Origin of the sequence: Mesorhizobium sp. LMG17149 (assembly GCF_024518695.1) — a bacterium.
Taxonomy (GTDB): Bacteria; Pseudomonadota; Alphaproteobacteria; order Rhizobiales; family Rhizobiaceae; genus Mesorhizobium.
Window position 1 is genome coordinate 92,144 of sequence record NZ_JANIFL010000016.1, and the last position, 17,106, is coordinate 109,249.

20 protein-coding genes are annotated in these 17,106 nt (G+C 64.3%); 10 read left to right on the forward strand and 10 right to left on the reverse strand.

Translation table 11 applies throughout. The features are described from left to right. The first annotated feature begins 48 nt into the window (after positions 1-48). On the forward strand, positions 49-648 hold the full coding sequence (locus NP945_RS29890) for a DNA-3-methyladenine glycosylase (protein ID WP_127808490.1): 600 nt from the start codon (positions 49-51) through the stop codon (positions 646-648). An 83-nt stretch (positions 649-731) separates the two neighbouring features. On the opposite strand, the gene NP945_RS29895 is transcribed toward NP945_RS29890, so the two are convergent. The 4 genes from NP945_RS29895 to NP945_RS29910 are packed head-to-tail and all read right to left on the reverse strand — an operon-like array spanning position 732 to position 4,435. Beyond that, positions 732-1,868, reverse strand: coding sequence for an ABC transporter permease (locus NP945_RS29895; protein ID WP_256748326.1), 1,137 nt, complete (start codon positions 1,866-1,868; stop codon positions 732-734). Continuing rightward, positions 1,865-2,785 carry an ABC transporter ATP-binding protein gene (locus tag NP945_RS29900; protein WP_128307091.1) on the reverse strand — a complete coding sequence of 307 codons (921 nt, stop codon included), beginning with the start codon at positions 2,783-2,785 and terminating at the stop codon, positions 1,865-1,867. Before NP945_RS29900 ends, NP945_RS29895 begins: the two co-directional genes overlap by 4 nt. After that, complete coding sequence (locus tag NP945_RS29905; protein ID WP_128362696.1) at positions 2,782-3,735, reverse strand: HlyD family secretion protein; 954 nt, start codon at positions 3,733-3,735, stop codon at positions 2,782-2,784. Before NP945_RS29905 ends, NP945_RS29900 begins: the two co-directional genes overlap by 4 nt. 13 nt (positions 3,736-3,748) lie before the next feature. After that, on the reverse strand, positions 3,749-4,435 hold the full coding sequence (locus NP945_RS29910) for a CerR family C-terminal domain-containing protein (RefSeq protein WP_256748327.1): 687 nt from the start codon (positions 4,433-4,435) through the stop codon (positions 3,749-3,751). Positions 4,436-4,525: 90 nt separating this feature from the next. On the opposite strand from NP945_RS29910, the gene NP945_RS29915 reads away from it, so the two are divergent. The 3 genes from NP945_RS29915 (at position 4,526) to NP945_RS29925 (ending at position 6,815) form a co-directional block, all read left to right on the forward strand. Beyond that, entirely contained in the window at positions 4,526-4,999 is a 474-nt protein-coding gene (locus NP945_RS29915) for a CYTH domain-containing protein (RefSeq protein WP_127268427.1), read from the forward strand. Further along, complete coding sequence (locus NP945_RS29920) at positions 4,996-5,928, forward strand: CHAD domain-containing protein (protein ID WP_256748328.1); 933 nt, start codon at positions 4,996-4,998, stop codon at positions 5,926-5,928. Before NP945_RS29915 ends, NP945_RS29920 begins: the two co-directional genes overlap by 4 nt. Positions 5,929-6,008: 80 nt before the next feature. Beyond that, positions 6,009-6,815 carry a YiiX/YebB-like N1pC/P60 family cysteine hydrolase gene (locus NP945_RS29925; protein WP_256748329.1) on the forward strand — a complete coding sequence of 269 codons (807 nt, stop codon included), beginning with the start codon at positions 6,009-6,011 and terminating at the stop codon, positions 6,813-6,815. A gap of 72 nt (positions 6,816-6,887) precedes the next feature. On the opposite strand, the gene NP945_RS29930 is transcribed toward NP945_RS29925, so the two are convergent. Beyond that, positions 6,888-7,859 (reverse strand): AraC family transcriptional regulator, encoded by a 972-nt coding sequence (locus NP945_RS29930; RefSeq protein WP_256748330.1) that lies wholly within the window; start codon positions 7,857-7,859, stop codon positions 6,888-6,890. Between the two features lie 175 nt (positions 7,860-8,034). On the opposite strand from NP945_RS29930, the gene NP945_RS29935 reads away from it, so the two are divergent. From NP945_RS29935 to NP945_RS29950, 4 genes are all read left to right on the forward strand, one after another. After that, entirely contained in the window at positions 8,035-8,178 is a 144-nt protein-coding gene (locus tag NP945_RS29935; RefSeq protein WP_256748331.1) for a hypothetical protein, read from the forward strand. Beyond that, entirely contained in the window at positions 8,175-8,534 is a 360-nt protein-coding gene (locus tag NP945_RS29940; RefSeq protein ID WP_256748332.1) for a hypothetical protein, read from the forward strand. The genes NP945_RS29935 and NP945_RS29940 overlap by 4 nt, the downstream gene beginning before the upstream one ends. Then, positions 8,527-9,045 carry a hypothetical protein gene (locus NP945_RS29945; protein WP_256748333.1) on the forward strand — a complete coding sequence of 173 codons (519 nt, stop codon included), beginning with the start codon at positions 8,527-8,529 and terminating at the stop codon, positions 9,043-9,045. The genes NP945_RS29940 and NP945_RS29945 overlap by 8 nt, the downstream gene beginning before the upstream one ends. A gap of 118 nt (positions 9,046-9,163) precedes the next feature. Continuing rightward, the gene (locus NP945_RS29950) at positions 9,164-9,448 is read left to right on the forward strand and encodes a hypothetical protein (protein ID WP_256748334.1); all 285 of its coding nucleotides are present in this window, start codon (positions 9,164-9,166) and stop codon (positions 9,446-9,448) included. Positions 9,449-9,576: 128 nt separating this feature from the next. Here NP945_RS29950 and NP945_RS29955 read toward each other — a convergent pair whose 3' ends face one another. The 5 genes from NP945_RS29955 to NP945_RS29975 form a co-directional block, all read right to left on the reverse strand. Then, positions 9,577-10,953: an adenylate/guanylate cyclase domain-containing protein gene (locus NP945_RS29955; RefSeq protein WP_127320693.1), complete on the reverse strand. Its 1,377-nt coding sequence runs from the start codon at positions 10,951-10,953 to the stop codon at positions 9,577-9,579. A 343-nt stretch (positions 10,954-11,296) separates the two neighbouring features. Then, the gene (locus tag NP945_RS29960; protein ID WP_256748335.1) at positions 11,297-13,030 is read right to left on the reverse strand and encodes a SulP family inorganic anion transporter; all 1,734 of its coding nucleotides are present in this window, start codon (positions 13,028-13,030) and stop codon (positions 11,297-11,299) included. Positions 13,031-13,099: 69 nt separating this feature from the next. Continuing rightward, positions 13,100-13,378, reverse strand: coding sequence for a helix-turn-helix domain-containing protein (locus NP945_RS29965; protein WP_127320695.1), 279 nt, complete (start codon positions 13,376-13,378; stop codon positions 13,100-13,102). A gap of 245 nt (positions 13,379-13,623) precedes the next feature. Then, complete coding sequence (locus tag NP945_RS29970; RefSeq protein ID WP_127267185.1) at positions 13,624-14,343, reverse strand: phosphatase PAP2 family protein; 720 nt, start codon at positions 14,341-14,343, stop codon at positions 13,624-13,626. A 14-nt stretch (positions 14,344-14,357) separates the two neighbouring features. Beyond that, positions 14,358-14,699 carry a hypothetical protein gene (locus tag NP945_RS29975; protein WP_013528672.1) on the reverse strand — a complete coding sequence of 114 codons (342 nt, stop codon included), beginning with the start codon at positions 14,697-14,699 and terminating at the stop codon, positions 14,358-14,360. Between the two features lie 172 nt (positions 14,700-14,871). Here NP945_RS29975 and NP945_RS29980 point away from each other — a divergent pair, with 172 nt between their 5' ends. Together NP945_RS29980 and NP945_RS29985 are read left to right on the forward strand one after the other, a co-directional pair. After that, positions 14,872-16,266, forward strand: a complete 1,395-nt coding sequence (locus NP945_RS29980) for a sensor histidine kinase (RefSeq protein ID WP_127267186.1) — start codon at positions 14,872-14,874, stop codon at positions 16,264-16,266. After that, a complete protein-coding gene (locus tag NP945_RS29985) occupies positions 16,263-16,922 on the forward strand; it encodes a response regulator transcription factor (protein ID WP_023813468.1) in 660 nt (219 codons plus the stop codon). Before NP945_RS29980 ends, NP945_RS29985 begins: the two co-directional genes overlap by 4 nt. Positions 16,923-17,106: the final 184 nt, after the last annotated feature.

The window sequence follows — 17,106 nt, forward strand, 5'->3', positions numbered from 1 at the left end:
CGCCTTGGATCACTCCTCGCCCGCCGCCAAATCGTCGCCGCGCTGAGCATGGTCATCTACCGCCCGCTCACGCGTTCCGAGCTGCCCGACGATACGGCATCCCTTGCCCGCACCCTCATCGGCAAGATCGTGGTGCGCGAACTGCCCGAAGGCATCGCCAGCGGCCGCATCGTCGAGACCGAGGCCTATGTGACCGGTGACGCCGCCGGACACGGTTACCGGGGGATGACCCCGCGCAACCGTTCGCTGTTTCTCGAACCCGGGCACGCCTATGTCTATCTCGCCTACGGCATCTCCTACATGCTCAACGTTTCGAGCGAGATGGCAGGGGTCGGAACCGGCGTGCTCATCAGGGCGCTCGAGCCGCTCGAAGGCATTGCGCTCATGCGGCTCAATCGCGGCATCGACCGCTTGCGCGACCTGGCGCGAGGACCGGGAAGGCTGGCCCAGGCATTGCGGATCGATCGTTCCCTCGACGGGCTCGATCTTTGCCGCAAAGGCCCGCTATGGCTGGCAACCGACGAGCATCAAGCCGGCGACATCGCCCAAGGCGTCCGGATCGGCATTACAAAGGATGCCGATCGCCCGCTGCGGTTTTACGTCAAGGGGAGCGCCTTCGTCAGCGGCCCGAAATCGCTCAACGGTTAGTGGCAGTTACAAACCATGGAGATTGGCGAAAGCATTTCTCCCTTCCGCAAAGGCTGGTGCCAAGACTGGAGGTCGTGCGGCATCTAATCCAGCGTCCGCCTGAACCGCACCAGCGCAACGCCGGCAAACAATGCCACGAACACCACCAGCCAGCCGATCTCCGTTGCCACCGCCGGCAGTTCGGCGCCCTTCAGCATCACCGCGCGGGTGATGCGCAGGAAATGCGTCAGCGGGAAGATCTCGCCGAAGATTTGCGCCCAGTCCGGCATGCCGCGATAGGGGAACATGAAACCCGACAGCATGATCGACGGCAGGAAGAAGAAGAAGGTGAGCTGAAGCGCCTGCATCTGCGTGCGGGCGATGGTCGAAATCGTGTAGCCGAGCAGCACCAGCGCCAGCACGAAGATCAGCACGGCGGTCAGGAGCAGCGACATCGATCCGGTGAAGGGGATGGCGAACAGCAGCTTCGCCGCCGCCAGCACCACCACCACCTGCACGCCGCCGACCGCCAGATAGGGCAGCACCTTGCCCATCATGATCTCGAGCGGGCTGGACGGCATCGCCAGCAGGTTCTCCATCGTGCCGCGCTCGGTCTCGCGGGTCAGCGCGATCGAGGTCATCATCACCATGGTCATCTGCAGGATGACGCCGAGCAGGCCGGGCACGATGTTGTATTGCGAGATGCCTTCGGGATTGTAGCGCCGGTGTACGACGACATCGAGCCGACCCTTGGCGGCCTCGGCGGCGGCTTCCTGCGTGCCTTGCGCCCTCAGCAGCGCCTGGCTGGCGACTGTGCCGAGCGTCGAGATGGCGCCACTGGCCACCGCCGGGTCGGTGGCGTCCGCCTCGATGAGTATCTGCGGGTTGCTGCCGCTCTCCACCCTCCTGGCGAAATCGGCGGGGATGGTGACGACGAAGGCGACGTCGCCGCGCGATATCAGGAACTCGGCCTCGGCGGCACTTTGCGCGACATGGTCGAAACGATAGTAGCCGGTGGTCTGCAGCGCCGCGACAATGGCACGCGTGTAGGGATCGTTGCTCGTCGCCACGAGTGCTGCCGGCAGGCTTTTCGGGTCGTTGTTGATGGCGTAGCCGAAAAGCACCAACTGTATCAGCGGCACGCCGAGCATCATGGCGAAGGTGATGCGGTCGCGCCGCATCTGGATGAATTCCTTGATCAGCAGCGCGCCAAGCCGGGCGAAGGAAAAGACGCTGTTCATGCCATGTTGTCCTTCGAGCCGGACATGAACTGGATGAAGACGTCCTCGAGGCTGGTTTCGCCGGGCGAAACTTTCACGCCCTTGTGCTCTTTCTCGACGTCGGCGAGTGCGGCTTCGAGCTTCTTTTTGTCGGAGCCGACGACATGCAGCGTCGCGCCGAAAGGCGCCACCTGGTCGACGCCGGAGCGGCCCTGGAGCGCTTCGGCGACCTGATCGAGCCGCGGGCCCTGCAGGACGAAGGTGGTGAGCCCGGCATTCCTGACCACCTCGGCGACGGTGCCGGTGGCCAGCATCTTGCCGTAGGAGATGTAGCTGATGCGGTGGCAGCGCTCGGCTTCGTCCATGTAGTGGGTGGAGACCAGTACGGTCAGCCCGCCGCTGGCCAGGCGATGGATCTCGTCCCAGAACTCGCGCCGCGCCTTCGGATCGACACCGGCCGTAGGCTCATCGAGCAGCAGCAATTTCGGCTTGTGCATGATGCAGGCGGCCAACGCCAGCCGCTGCTTCCAGCCGCCCGACAAGGTGCCGGCCAGCTGGTTGCGGCGCGACGTCAGGCCGAGGTCCTCCAACGTGCTCGCGACATGCTCTTCAACCGGCTTCAGCCGGTAGAGCCGCGCCACGAATTCGAGATTCTCGCCGATCGTCAGATCCTCGTAGAACGAGAATTTCTGCGTCATGTAGCCGACTTCGCGCTTGATGCGCAGGCTGTCGGTGCGGATGTTGAAGCCGAGTACCGTGCCTTCGCCTTCGTCCGGCGTCAGCAGGCCGCACATGATGCGGATGGTGGTGGTCTTGCCCGAACCGTTGGGGCCGAGAAAGCCGACGATCTCGCCCTCGGCGACCGACATCGTCACATGGTCGACGACGGTCTTGTCGCCAAATCGCTTGACCAGGCCGTGGACGTCGATGGCGTTCATCTTGCGCTGTCCGCGAGATCAACATCGACGATCTGGCCGGGCTGCAGCGGCCCGGCATCGCCCTCCGGCCGCGCCTCGACCAGGTAGACCAGCTTCTGCCGGTTCTCGAGCGAATAGATCACCGGCGGCGTGAATTCCGGATCCGGCGACACGTAGCTGACGCGCGCCTTCACATCCGGGCCGCAGCCGTCGCAATGGACGCCGAGCAAGGTGCCGACCTTGACCGAGGAGAAGGCGCTCTCCGGGATGTAGACGCTGAGCTTCACCGCGCCGTCGGGCAGGATCGAAATCACCGGCGCGGTCGGACCTGATGTGTCGCCCGGATTGCGGATGACATCGTTGACGCGGCCCGGCGAAGGCGCTGCCAGCACCCGCTTCGATAGCCGCCACTGCGCCTGCTCCAACGCGGCCTGCGCCTGCTTGACCTGATTGTCGGCGGCCTTGATCGTTTCGGCCCGTGCAGGCAGGCCGCCGACGGCGAGATTGGCATTGGCCTGGCCGACCTGCGCATTGGCCGTTTCCAGCGTGGCCGACGCGGTGTCGAAATCGGCTTGCGTGCCGGCGCCGCGCTTGAACAGATCGGCGGCGCGGTCGTATTTGCGCTTGGCGTCGGCGGCCTGGGCGCTGGCCATGTCGACCTCGGCCTTCAGCACGGCGATCTCTTCCGGCCGCTTGCCGATCTGCAGGTCGGCCAACTGCGCCTGCGCCTGGGCAAGGCCGGCCTGCGCCTGCGCAACCGCGATCTTGGCATCGGCACTTTCCAGCGTCACCACGGTCGTGCCAGGCACCACACGGTCGCCGCGCTTCACCGTGACGGTCTCGACCTGCGCCACCTCGATCGGCGCCAGAAGCACGTAGTCGCCTTCGACATAGCCGACGGCCAGCGGTGCTGCCGGGGCACAGGCCGAGAAGAGCTGCGCGGCGAGCGGCAGCGAACACAGAAAGCTCATGGTCTTTGCCCCTTCATGCTTTGCTCTTTTTGGAAGCCAATATGGCCTTGAGATTACCCGATGTGACCGCCACCACCTTGGCCGCCTCGGCGGCGCCGATGTCTTTCCAGCCCATGCGGCGCATCACCGCCTCGCGGCCGATGCGGAAATAGATGACCTGGCCAATCAGCGTGAACACGGTGAGCCTTGTGGCCTCGCTTTCGGCGGGCTCGCCGGTCGCCTGTTCCCAGAGCTGGCACAGCCGGCGATGCATCGGCTCGAAGACGCCGTCATAGATGCGGTCGAGGGCTGCCGTCGGATGCGAAAGCTCACGCAACACGAACTGCACGATCTCGCCGGCCTGCGGGCTGGCCACGACAAAGCCGACCATCCGCTCCAGCGCCGCGAAGAGTAGCGCTTGCGCCGCCTCCGGATTGGCTGGTCCCGGCGCAGGCGCCTGTACATTGCCGAGCGCCTGGCCGGCTACACCCTGGATGGTCTCGACGATAAAGTCGGCGGCAGCGGCGCGAAGACCCTCCTTGCCGCCGAAATGATAGGCGATCGAGCCTATATTGGCTCGCGCCTCGGCGGCGATCTCGCGCGTCGAGGTGCCATCGAAGCCCTGCCTTCCGAACAGCTTCAGCGCCGCTTGGACAAGGGCCGCGCGCGTCATCTCGGCGGGCTCGCGGCGAAGAATTTTGGGCTCAGGCAGTTTGACCATGAGCGCAGTTTAATCAATCGATTGATTAAAGTCAACTTCTGTTCGTCATTATCTTGCCATCGACGGCGGCAAACGCTTTAGTGCCCGGCCATGGGCAAGGAAGTCGAACGAAAATTCCTGGTCACCAGCACCGCATGGCGGGAACTGGCCGAGGCCAATATCCGCATTCTCCAGTTCTATCTCGCTGCCGGCCCCGGGCGCACGGTGCGCATCCGCATCAGCGATGGCGGTTCCGCCAAGCTGACACTCAAATTCGGCAGCAAGGCGCGCGAACGCGACGAATTCGAATACTCGATCCCGCTCTCGGAGGCGGTGGAGATGCTGGACTTCGCCATCGGACGTGTCATCGAGAAGACACGTCACCATGTTAGGCACCGTGGCTATCTCTACGAAATCGATGTCTTCGGCGGTCCGCTTGCGGGACTTGTGATCGCCGAACTTGAGACGCCGGAGGACGTGCCGGACGAAATGCTGCCTGATTGGCTCGGCCGCGAAGTCACCGGCGAGTCAAAATTCTACAACGCGTCGCTCGCCCTTGGGGGGATACCGGAGATCGCCGCATGAGCTTTCGTATCGATCCGCGCCTGCCGCTGACCGGCGAGGTCAGGCGTATCCTTGCCGAGGAAATCGGCAAGGCGCTGCATCACCTTGACGCCGCACGGAGCCGGCCGGAACAGGCGCTGCACAAGTGCCGCAAGCGGCTGAAGAGCGCCCGCGCCCTGCTGCGGCTTGTTCGTTCCGGCGACGAAACATTCTGCGAGACCGAGAACCAGTGCTATCGCAATGTAGCAGGCCTGCTTGCCGGTCCGCGCGAGGCGACAGCGCTGATCGAAACCATCGACCGGCTGGCGGCGAGCTTTCCCAAGGAGAGCGCCGACGATGGGCTTACTGCTGCGCGCGACAGGCTGATCGCGCGCCAGCATGAACTGCACGAAGGCAGCGGGCTCGAGGCGGCGATCGGCGCGGCGACCGCCGCTTGCGAGGATGGCCTCAAACGCGTCGAAGCGTTGGCCTTGCCCGACCAGCCGGAACAGGCGGCCGACGTGCTTGCCGAAGGTGCCCGCGTCACGCTGCGCCGTGCCAGGAAGGCGCTCGACAAGGCCAGATCGCGGGGCGCGGCCGATGATTTCCACGATCTGCGCAAGGCGGCCAAGACCCACGGCATGCATCTGTCGCTGCTCGGCAGGCTGTGGCCGACACCGATCAAGGCCCGGCGCAAGGCGGTCGACGAACTGGGCGAGCGGCTGGGCGACCTGCACGATGTGCTGGTGATGCGCGCGCTGCTCGAGGCCGACGACCAGCCGCTCGGGCCGCCCGAGGACACGAAGCTTCTGGGCAAGCTGCTGAAGCGGTCGGAGAAGCAGTTGAAGAAGAGGTGCCTGGCCGAGGCGGCCGAGTTGTTCGGCGACAGTCCCAAACGCTCGACACGCAAACTGGCCCGCAAGGCGCGCGACGATCTGGCTGCGCCGCCGGAAGAGGCCGCGGCATCGTAGGGCGCTCTTCCTCGCGCTCCGGACGGGGAGGAAGGCGTGCGCTAGCCCTCATTACCCGCCCATGCTAATCGGCATGGGGCATGACCGAGCCCGGCGACACGCTTCTGGATCGACTTGGCCGCTGGCTTGCCGGCCGGCTGCAGGAAGAATCGTCCGGCTACGAGCCCTACACTCCTTCCGATGCCGAGACGCTGCGCCGCACGCTTGAGCCGGGCGACATCCTGCTGATCGAGGGCAACCAGAAGATCTCGGCGGCGATCAAGTACCTGACCCAGTCGACCTGGTCGCATGCGGCCTTCTATATCGGCGATGCCTTGCCCGCGCCGGAAGACGGCTCGGAACGGCCGCGCCTGATCGAGGTCACGATCGGCGAAGGCTGCGTCGCCGTGCCATTGTCGCGCTACCGCACCTACAACACCCGCATCTGCCGGGCGAGCGGGCTGGCGCCGGAGGATCGCGACAAGGTCGTCGCCTTCATGATCGGCAGGCTCGGCCTGAAATACGACCTCAAGAACATTTTCGACATGCTGCGTTTTTTCTTGCCCACACCGCCGGTGCCGGTGCGCTGGCGCCGCCGCATGCTGGCCTTCGGCTCCGGCGATCCGACACGGGCGATCTGCTCGACGCTGATCGCCGAGGCCTATGGCCAGATCCGCTATCCGATCCTGCCCGAAATCACCCGTGCGCCCGGCCGAGCCTCCGCGCAGTCGAACTATTCGCGCAAGGAAATCCTGCACATCCGCCACCACTCGCTCTACACGCCGCGCGATTTCGACCTGTCGCCCTATTTCCGCATCGTCAAACCGACGCTGGAATATGGTTTCGACTACCGGCAGATGGTCTGGGACGACAAGGTTGCCGATCCCGGGGCAAAGGCCGCCGAATAGACGCGATCAAATGAGTCCAACAGCATGGACGGCACGGCACGGGAGCGCCGCCCGGCAGGCGGCGCTTTGGCGTCAGTGCTTGCAAGCCGCAGCGCGCACGTCCGAGGGAGTGGCATCATAACGGCGGCGGAACGCCCGGTTGAAATAGGAAAGATCGTTGAAGCCGGCCTCGTAGGCGATCGCGGTGATGCTGCGTCCGGCATGGCGCGGATCGCCAAGCATGCGATGGGCACGCGCCAGCCGCTGGTTCATCATGAAATCAATCAAGGATGTGCCATCGCTCTCGAACAGCTTGCGGACATAGCGGGCCGACAGTCCGTGGCGGGCGGCGACGTCCCGCGCCGACAGGTCGACATGGCCACCATGCGCGACGATATCGGCCTTGATGGCGCGCAAGCGGGCAACGCTGACGCCACGGCCGCGTGCGATCTGGGCCGCATCCCTGGTCGCGCCCATGGCGAGTGCGGCAAGGTCGAAGACATGCGTCGTCGCAAGGTGACAGGCCTCCGCAGTCAACTCGTCTCCGACCTCCTGGATCGAGTTGATATAGTCGAGCAACAGCCGCATCGCCCCGCTTTGGGTCGGCAAGGGCCGCATAAGGACCGCTGCCGGATCGCCGATCAGAGGCGAAAGCTGCTTGCGCGAAAAACTCAGATTGATGAAGCGGAACCCGCCGGCGCCGATCAGATTGAGGCCAACCTCTTCACCGCTCATCATCAGCGCCTGGCCGTTGCCGACCGCCTCCTCGCGGCCGCGGTGCTTCATCACGCTGCCCCCATCGAGGGCCGCCAGAAGAACGAAGTCGTCGTTGTCGATCAGCGACGATGTGCGATGCACCCGGAATTCCGATGAGTTGCCGGTGGCGATGCCGAGGCCCGGCAACGCGCGCACCCGCATGTCAATCTGCGCCGGCGCCAGCGGATCGAGGTCCACCCTCAGAACCGTGCGGCCGTAAACCTCGCGCGTAATCTCGACGCGATCCCGCTCCGGAAACATCTCCGTCGCCAGCCTGAACGAAGCTGATGGCCCCATCGTCGCAGTCATCGACACCCCCATGCCAAGAGCGCGGTCATATGCGCCGCGGCCTGCAAAACGTCAATACCGGGCCGTTTTGGCCGCTTTCAGTGCCGTTCTGTCCAAGCTGTCCCCCTTTGATGCCCCTAGTTTGCGGCGCGATTCCGAAACCGGAACCGTATTGGCGGCAATCCAAGGGGGCACGATGTTTCATTTGCAACTGTTCAAGGCGCTGTCGGCACTGGCCGCGGCGGGCTTCAATCCGCGTGCCTATCTGCTGTCGATCGCGTTGGGCAACACGGTGACCGATCACCGCGAGGTCAAGCTGCCGCCGCGCGCTGCCCGATGATGAGCAGCACCATGAAAAAAAGCTTTTTCGTGGCCCTGACCATTGCCCTGGCGGGCTGCCAAACGGGCCAGGCCGACAGCAACCCGGCATCGATCGCGAGCGCGGCCGGCAGCAACAAGGCCCGGAACGAACCATCGACGGAAACCGCCTGCGCCGAGGCCGCCAAGAAGGCGGCGAAGGCGCAGACCAATGCGGCTCTGCTCGGCGGTGTCCTGTCGATGGCGGGGGGTCTTGGCGGTCTGGCCGGCAATGGTGGGGTCATTGCCGGCCAGGCCGCCTCGATCGGCGGCTCGGTTCTGCAGTCCCAGGCGACGAGCAGTGCCCGGGCCGGCGTTGTGGAGGACTGTTATGGCTGAGCGGCGTTTCGCAGCCATGCGCCGGCTGGCCGGCGCGCTCGCACTTGCCGGCATGATGTTCGACAGCCCGCATGCCTTGGCGCTGACAGCGCGGGATGCGTCGGCGGTCGTCGGCCTGATCGAGGCCTTGCAGCCCGAATTCGGTCAGTTCGCCTATGACGAGGAGATCGCCGCCGACTGGTACGAGCGCGATGCCGCGGACAAGGGCTTGATCGGCACAGCCGGCTTCACCGCCGACAGCTGGAAGGTCGCGCTTGGCGAGACCATGCGCGGGTTCCTGGCGACGATGTCGGTCGCGGAACTCGATGCCATTTTCGCCAAGCTCAGGGGTGCCATATCCGGCATGAGGGAGCTGACCGACGCACAGAAGACGGAGACCATCGCGGCCATCGACGAAGAGGTCGAAGGGTTGATGGCTTTGCGGGCCGAGGGCGACCCCTTCGCCGATGTCGTCAGGCCGCTGACGCCAAAAATCCGCAGCCTCATCCTCGGCCCGGCGATGGGGCGATAGGATGTTGGGCAACAGCAAACGGGTGGCGGGAAAAGCAACTCCGAGCGGGAGCCTCGAGGCCGAACATCGCGGCATTTTCCCAGCCACGGCACGTGTCAGGCGGGGCAGCCCGATCGCAATGCTTATCTGCCTGCTGGCTTCCAGCTGCAGCCAGACGGCCGCCAGCCCGCCGATCACGCCAGACCAGCATGCGCAATTGGCGGAGCTGGCGGCCGGCCCGGACTCGCCGGAAGGTCTTGGCGAAGCCATGGCTGCAGTCGAGGCGACCAGGAAAATGCAGGATTGCCGGGCGCGCACGAACGAGACCGCCGGGCAGATGAAGATGATGGGCGCGGTCAATGGCGCCGTCGGCACCGCCAGGGCCGTGCGCGGCAAGCTCAGCCGCCAGATGCAATCATGCTGAGACGATTTCGCACTCCTCGAGATCGCGCAGATAGAGGAACATCGACGCCTCGCTCAGGGCCTGCGAGCGCATGATGCCTTCAGGCGTGAACTTTCCGGCAGATGCAGGCGTTTCACATGGCGGCTATATCACGCCGAAACCGCAACAGCACCCTGGTTTTCGGCTCTGTGTTCGACCCAGACATGGACCGGTTCATCCCGACCGCGGATGCTCACCGGCCCATGATCGCGCGCATTCAACTGTGTCGTGGGCGATTCCGCCTTCGCGGCTTCTATCAGTCGTGACCCAAAGCAAATGTTTGCCTGAAGTTCACGGCAAAGCGCCTGCAAACGGCTGGCGACGTTGACGGTGTCGCCCACCACCGCGAAGGAAAGATTGCGCTCGCTGCCGACCGCACCGATGACGACTGCGCCATATTGTGCACCGATCCGAACGTCCAGCGACGGGTATCCCCTGGACACCCGCTGCACATTCCAGTCTTCGAGAGCGGCGATCATCGCTTCAGCGCACTGGATGGCTCGGGTCGCGTCGTTATGGCTGGCTTGCGGAACCCCGAATGTGGCCATGATGCAATCGCCGATATAGTTGTCGACGGTGCCATGGTGGTCGAAAACGACCTGCTCCATGCGACGGTGGAACTGACGCAGAAGTTCGAACACTGCTTCGGCCGGATGATCCTCGGAATAGTGTGTGAAGCCGACGATGTCGGCGAACAGTACCGCGATATCCTGCCGGCGGACCGGGCCGAAGGGCTCGTCATCCGCGGCGAGTTGGTCGACGACATTTGGCGAAAAATGCCGGGCGAGATTGGCGCGGGCGCGCTCTGCCTTGACATAGTCTTCCGACAGATGTCGAGAACGAGAGACGACCAGCGCCATGATCGCGCCGATAATCAGCACAACCAACACGTTGGTCGCCTGCGCGAATGTGTCGACGAAATTGGGATTGAGATAGAGGTTCAGTCGCTCTGTCGTCGGCAGCGAATAGAGATTCGTCGCCGGAAGGACGGTTCCCGCATGAAGAATCACCCATCCCACCCCGATCGTCCACGTCAAGGCTGCGAGCGCTCCGAGATAGAGCGCCAATCGGGTCGAAAGGGTCAGCGCGCCAAGGCACACGAAAATCAACAGGAATTTGAAGCTGCCTTCGCGCAGTTGCATCGCGGCCGGCGCGACCTCCAGGGAAAACGGGTTGGGCGTTACCAGCAGAACGGTCAACAGAACGATGTCCAGCGTGCCTACGAGATAACCGATCCACCATGGCGCGTTGCGACGGCGCGCAAAGCGAAACTGGATCAGGCCGACGAGTTGGAACAACATGAGGCCCGCCAGCACGAAGAGCAGAGAGGCATCCCAGCGGCTGATTAATGAAAAGAAGCAGGAGATCACGGCGAGCGATGCCGTACGCGCCCAGAACTGCAATGCAGCACCTTGGCGTTCTGCGCGCTCTCGCAAATTTCTCAGCCGTGAATAGCGGCGAAGTTCAAGTGTTGGCGCGGTCGGCATAGGATCACTTCGATTTCGCGGGGACGTGTCACGCATTTGGCAAACCCGCCTTCTACGGTCTGGCAAATCACTGCGCGAACTCTATCATGAATGCGGTTTCATTTTTGAACCGCGGCTGGGAAGAGCAAAATGTCCGGACAAAGGACCACGGTGAAAGCTGAAGCAGGATAGGCGGAGGCTTCCCTGTTCAGGTCACGAAGATTGGTGGCATTCGACGCCGCCGCGAAGCGACTTTCCTTGCATCTGGGACTAAAGTGAGCCCGCTCGCCTAAAGCGTGCTCCCCGCTTGCTTGAGATCAAAAAGTTGACGTTCAAGCGACCGCCGGCCGGCAAATCCCGGCCCCTACCGCACCTCGATCTTGCCTTTCAGCTGCGCCCGCGCCTCCTCGATCGACGCGGCATAGGTCACCAGCGGGCGCTTCACGCCGTGGTTGATCAGCATGCGCCGGATCTGCGGCGCGGCGCCTGATATGATGAAGCGGACGCCGGCGCGCCTGGCCTTGTGGGCGGCGCCCTCGATGACGTTGGCCGCCGTCGAATCGAAGAACGGTACGGCCGAGCAGTCGAGGATGAAGTTCCTGCGCTGGTCGGCGATGCGGTCGAGTACGGTGCCGACGGTCGATGCCGCGCCGAAGAAGAAGGCGCCCGAGATGCGGTAGACCACGGTGTCGGCGTCGGTCGCCTCGCTGGCATCGTAGGCGTTGGCGCTGTCGGCGACATCCTCCTGCACCAGCGGCTGATCGGCCTCTACCGCAATCGACTTGGCCATGCGGTCGATGAACAGGATCGAGCCCAGCACGAAGCCGACGACGATGCCTTCGGTGAGATCGCGGAAGACGACGAGCAGGAAGGTCGCCATCAGCACCAGCGCATCGCCGCGCGAGGCGCGCAGCAAGGTGGCGAAGGCCTGTTTCTCGAACATGTTCCAGCACACGACGGCCAGTACACCGGCAAGGGCGGCGAGCGGGATGTAGCTGGCGAGCGGCGCCGCCACCAGCATCAAAGCGAGCAGGATGGCTGAGTGGACAATGCCGGAAACCGGTCCGTGGGCGCCGGCCCGCACATTGGTCGCGGTGCGGGCGATGGTGCCGGTGGCGCAGATGCCGCCGAACAGGGCGGACGCGATGTTGGCGAAGCCTTGCGCCACCAGTTCGCAGTTGGAACGATGCCGCCGGCCCGTCATCCCGTCGGCGACCACCGCCGACAGCAGCGATTCGATCGCGCCGAGCAGGGCAAAGGCAATGGCATCCGGCAGCACGTCAATCATCCTGCCCAGGCTGACCGGCGGCAAGGCAGGCATTTGCAGGCTACGCGGGATGCCGCCAAAGCGAGTGCCGATCGTCTCCGCCGGCAGCGAGAGAAGCGCCACGACCAGCGATGCCAGCCCGATGGCGATGAGCATGGCAGGCCATGTCGGCCGCCAGCGCTTCAGGCCGGCGATGGTGAAGATGGTCAACACCGCCACGAAGGTCGCCGCAAGATTGATGGTGCCGGCCGCCTCACCGACCGCGATCAACTTCGGCACCAGCGGTCCCGGCTCCCTGGCTGCAAGCTTCAGCCCGAACAGTTCGACGATTTGTCCCGAAAAGATGATGACGGCGATGCCGGCGGTGAAGCCGACTGTCACCGGATAGGGAATGAACTTGATGTAGGTGCCGAGGCGGAGATAGCCGATGGCGAGCAGGAAGACCCCTGCCATCATCGTTGCCAACAGCAGTCCATCGATGCCGACCCGGGCAACAGTCGCGGCCACCAGCACGATGAAGGCGCCGGCCGGACCACCGATCTGGAAGCGGCTGCCGCCGAGCGCCGAAATGATGAAGCCGCCGACGATCGAGGTGTAAAGGCCGCGCTCGGGCGTCACGCCCGAGGCGATGGCGATCGCCATCGACAAGGGCAGCGCGACGATGGCGACCGTCAGCCCGGCAATGGCGTCCGCCTTGAAGTCGGCGAACGTGTAGCCCTCGCGCCAGACCGTCACCAGCTTCGGCGTGAACAATTCGGAAAATGTCGGTTTTACCGGCCTATGGGCCGACCTGTGGGCCGGTTGATGCACTGCCCGCTGCGTCTGATCCATGGACTGCCTTTCGCACCCTGAAAGGCGGCGGGATCGTCGGCAGGGCTGTCGGCGGTCGCCGTCGCGACTTTATGCCGGCTCAGCCTTGGGATCCCGCGGCACGGCAGGCTTGAGGCGCACGCCCCGGCCGCCGCGCTCGCTGGTCTGGTTCTCGCCGATCAGCTCCACCCCGGCCTCGTCGAGAGCCTGGATGACCTTCATCAGCGTGTCGACCACGCCCCTGACCACGCCATCGCTCGCCTCCATGCGCTGGATGGTTGGAAGCGAAACGCCGGCGCGCTCGGCGAGCGTCTTCTGATCGATGCCGGCCAGCGCCCTTGCGGCGCGCATCTGCGCGGCAGTGATCATCGGCCGGAATCCCCGTCTGAGTCTGCAGGAATAAGGTATAATACCATCATTGTGATGTTACAAGCATTAGGATGAACGTCTGAGGCGTAAAGGGGCGGCTGACCGATCATTCAGATACTTCCCGGGATTGTGCCTAGGGTGTCCATCTAGGCAGGGGATAACGCGGTTGAATTCTTCAAGACCTTCATGACCTGGGCGGCCTTGCTGTCGGTGGGCTGCGGGCACGGGCTGATCGACCGGCTGATCTAGTCTCCAGTCTCGCTGTCGCCGTTCAGGCGCTGCCCGCGCCATCGCTGCCACGCCCGGGCAGCGAGCCAGCACAGCATCGCCCAGACGAAGCCGGCGCACCAGCCGGCAAGCACATCCGATGGCCAGTGGACGCCAAGATAGATGCGGCTGATGCCGACCAGCAGCGTCGTCAGCACCGCCAGCGACAGCACATAGATCTTCGTCGTTCGACCGGGCAGGAAGCGTGCCGCCAGCGCGCCGAGCGTCAGATAGGTCACGGCCGACAGCATGGCGTGGCCGCTCGGAAAAGACAGCGTCGTTTCGTTGACGAGATGCGAGACGAGTTCGGGGCGCGGCCGGTCGATGCCGGCTTTCAGCAGGCTCGACAGCACCTGACCGCCGGCCACCGCCACGAAGATGAAAAGGGCGGTCGCCGGCCTGCGGATAAGCAGGAGATAGACGATTACCGCCGTCACGATCAGCACCAACACGCTGCCGCTGCCAAGACTTGTGATGTCGCGCATCGCCCCTTGCAGCCACAGCGGGCCGATCGGGCTGTCAGGGCGCCCCGCCTGGCGGAAGGCGAGCAGGATCTCGGTGTCGAAGGCGTGCGGCGTGGTGGCGCGCGCAATCTCCATCAGCTCCTCGAATCCCCACAGGCCGGCGGCGATGACCAGGCCGGCCAGCAGCACCGGGAATTCGACCCGGTTGAGCAAAGCGTTCGCGGCGTTCTTCATCGGCAATTCGCCCGTTACAGCCGGCCTTGCAGATAGGGTCCCAGCGTGATCAGCGCCACCGCTGCGATCGCCAGCATGATGCCGGTCGCCTGCAGCGCATTGACGCGCTCGCCGAAGAAGACCAGCGCCACGACGTTCACGGAGACCAGCTGGATGACGGCGGAAAGGCTGAACGACACCGACATGCCGAATTCGCGGATCAGCCGCAGCATGATCAGATTGCCCAGCGAATAGAGCGCCAGCGTCAGCGCTATCTTGCCAAGGCTCGGCGCAAGGCCCCATTGCTTGGCGGCTGTCGCCGCCAGCAGGAAAATGACCGTCGAAAAGCCGAGCTGCAGCAATCCCGAAAAACTCAACGTTTCGTCCCCTCTCGAAGCGGCCGCCGCCGCGTGCGTCGCGGACGTTGTTTCCCAAGCGCGCCGGGACGTCAAGCGACCTCGACCAAACGAAGCCCTTGGCAATGGCAAGCCGGAAGCTCAAAGTACTAACATCGCCCAATCTGTCGGTTCGAAGGGCGGTCAGGGGCTCATGATTCGCAGTTTTCAAAACCTGATGCGGCGCTGGAGCGAGCTTTCCCTCGCCCTGCAATTCGTCGTTGCCGGCGGCTTTGGCCTGCTGGCCGTCATGTTGGTGGTGGGCACCTGGGTGACGGCGCAGATCCGGGACGGCGTCATCCGCAATTCGGCCGCCACGACGGCGCTCTATGTCGACAGCGTGATTGCGCCGCTGCTTCCCGACTTGCGCAAGGACCAGGAGCTCAGCGAGTCCGTCAAGCAGGCGCTGGACGAGACGCTTGGCCAGGGCGCGCTCGGCAAGCGCCTCCAATCGTTCGTGCTCTGGCGCCGCGACGGCACGGTTCTCTACGCTAAGGAGGCGTCCCTGATCGGCCGCCGCTTCGGTCCGAGCGACAATCTGCGTTCCGCCTTCGAAGGCAATGTCGTCGCTGAATTCAATACATTCGATGATGATGAACGCGAGGAGAAGGCTACCGGCTTGCCATTGCTGGAGATCTACAATCCCGTGCGCGAGCCCTGGTCGGGCGAGGTGGTGGCGGTCACCGAGTTTTATGAGATCGCCGACGATTTCCAGGCCACCCTGGCGTCCGCCCTGTGGTCGAGCTGGCTGATCGTGGCCGGCGCGACGCTCGCGGCATTCCTGCTCCTGTCGGGCATCGTCCTGCGCGGCAGCCGCACCATCGACGATCAGCGTGGGGCACTGCGCCGCCAGGTTTCGGAGCTGCAGGGTCTGGTGGCGCAAAACAGTGCTTTGCGACTGCGCGTGCAACGGGCCTCCCGCCGCGCCACCGCGCTGAACGAAAGATATCTGCGCCGGATCGGCGCCGACCTCCATGACGGCCCGGCCCAACTCGTGGCACTGGCGGCGCTGCGCATGGACAGCCCGATTTTTTCCAGCGACGGCCATTCGAGCGTAAGCCGTTCGACCGAGGTCGCAATGATCCGCAAGACACTGGAGGACGCGATGCGCGAAATACGCGGCATCTGCACCGGCCTTGTTTTGCCGCAGATCGAGACGGCTGCCGCAACCGACATTCTGCGGCTGGCGGTCAAGGAACATGAGCAGAGGACGGGAACGTCGGTGACGCTGACGCTGACCGGACACTTGCCGGAGCCCGGCGCCTCCGAGAAGATCAGCATCTATCGCTTCGTCCAGGAAGGGCTGAACAACGCCTATCGCCACGGGTTGGGCAAGGATCAGGCGGTGAGTGCGGGGATGAAAGGTGGCCGGCTTTTTGTCGAAGTGTCGGACGGCGGGCCCGGTTTCGATCCGGCGGCACGGGTCGAGGGTCTCGGCCTCGCCGGCCTCAGGGAGCGGGTCGAAAGCATTGGCGGACAGTTCGAAACCTTGACCGGGCCGCAAGGTACGCGTTTGGTGATCCGTCTATCGGTCGAGGAGCAAGCATGACTGGGACCATTCGCATCGCCATTGTCGACGATCACCCCCTCTTTCGCGAAGGTGTGACGCGCAGCCTCTCGGAGATCGGAGGCTTCGAGATGGTTGGCGAGGGCGCCACGGCGCAGGATGCCGAACGCCTCGCCACGACGGTGCGGCCCGACATCTTGCTGCTCGATATCTCCATGCCGGGCGGCGGGCTGACCGCCGTCGCAAGCATCCTCGCCAGCCATCCGGCCCAGAAGATCGTCATGCTGACCGTTTCGGAGGCCAACGCCGATGTGACAAAGGCGCTGAACGCAGGGGTGAATGGCTATGTCCTCAAAGGCGTCGGGTCGCGCGGGCTCGCCGACATCCTGCGCAATGTTGCAGCCGGCGAAAGCTATCTGTCGCCGACGCTGTCGGCCCGGCTGCTTTCGGATCTCCAGTCCCAGCAGCCGACCGACGGCATCGCGGAACGGCTGCGGCAGCTCACCGATCGGCAGACGGAAATCCTGCGGCTGGTGGCGGAGGGGCTGAGCAACAAGGAAGTCGCCTTGCGGCTTGAGCTGCAGGAGAAGACCGTCAAGCATCACATGACCGGGGTGCTGTCGAAGCTCAATGTGCGAAACCGAACCGAAGCGGCCTTGATGATGCGTGAGTTGCGCGACCGCGACAGGCCTTCTTAGAGCAACGAGAGCATGATGCCGAAAGGTGTGAAGCGGTTTTCGGAAGACATCATGCTCTATCTCTTTGATTTAGAGGCGGATTCAGTTTTCAGGCCGCTTCGACCTGAAATCATCCGGATTGCGCAAAACAATAATTGAACGGTTGCGTGCCTCCGCAAGGTGCGGACCGCGCAAAGCGCGTCGC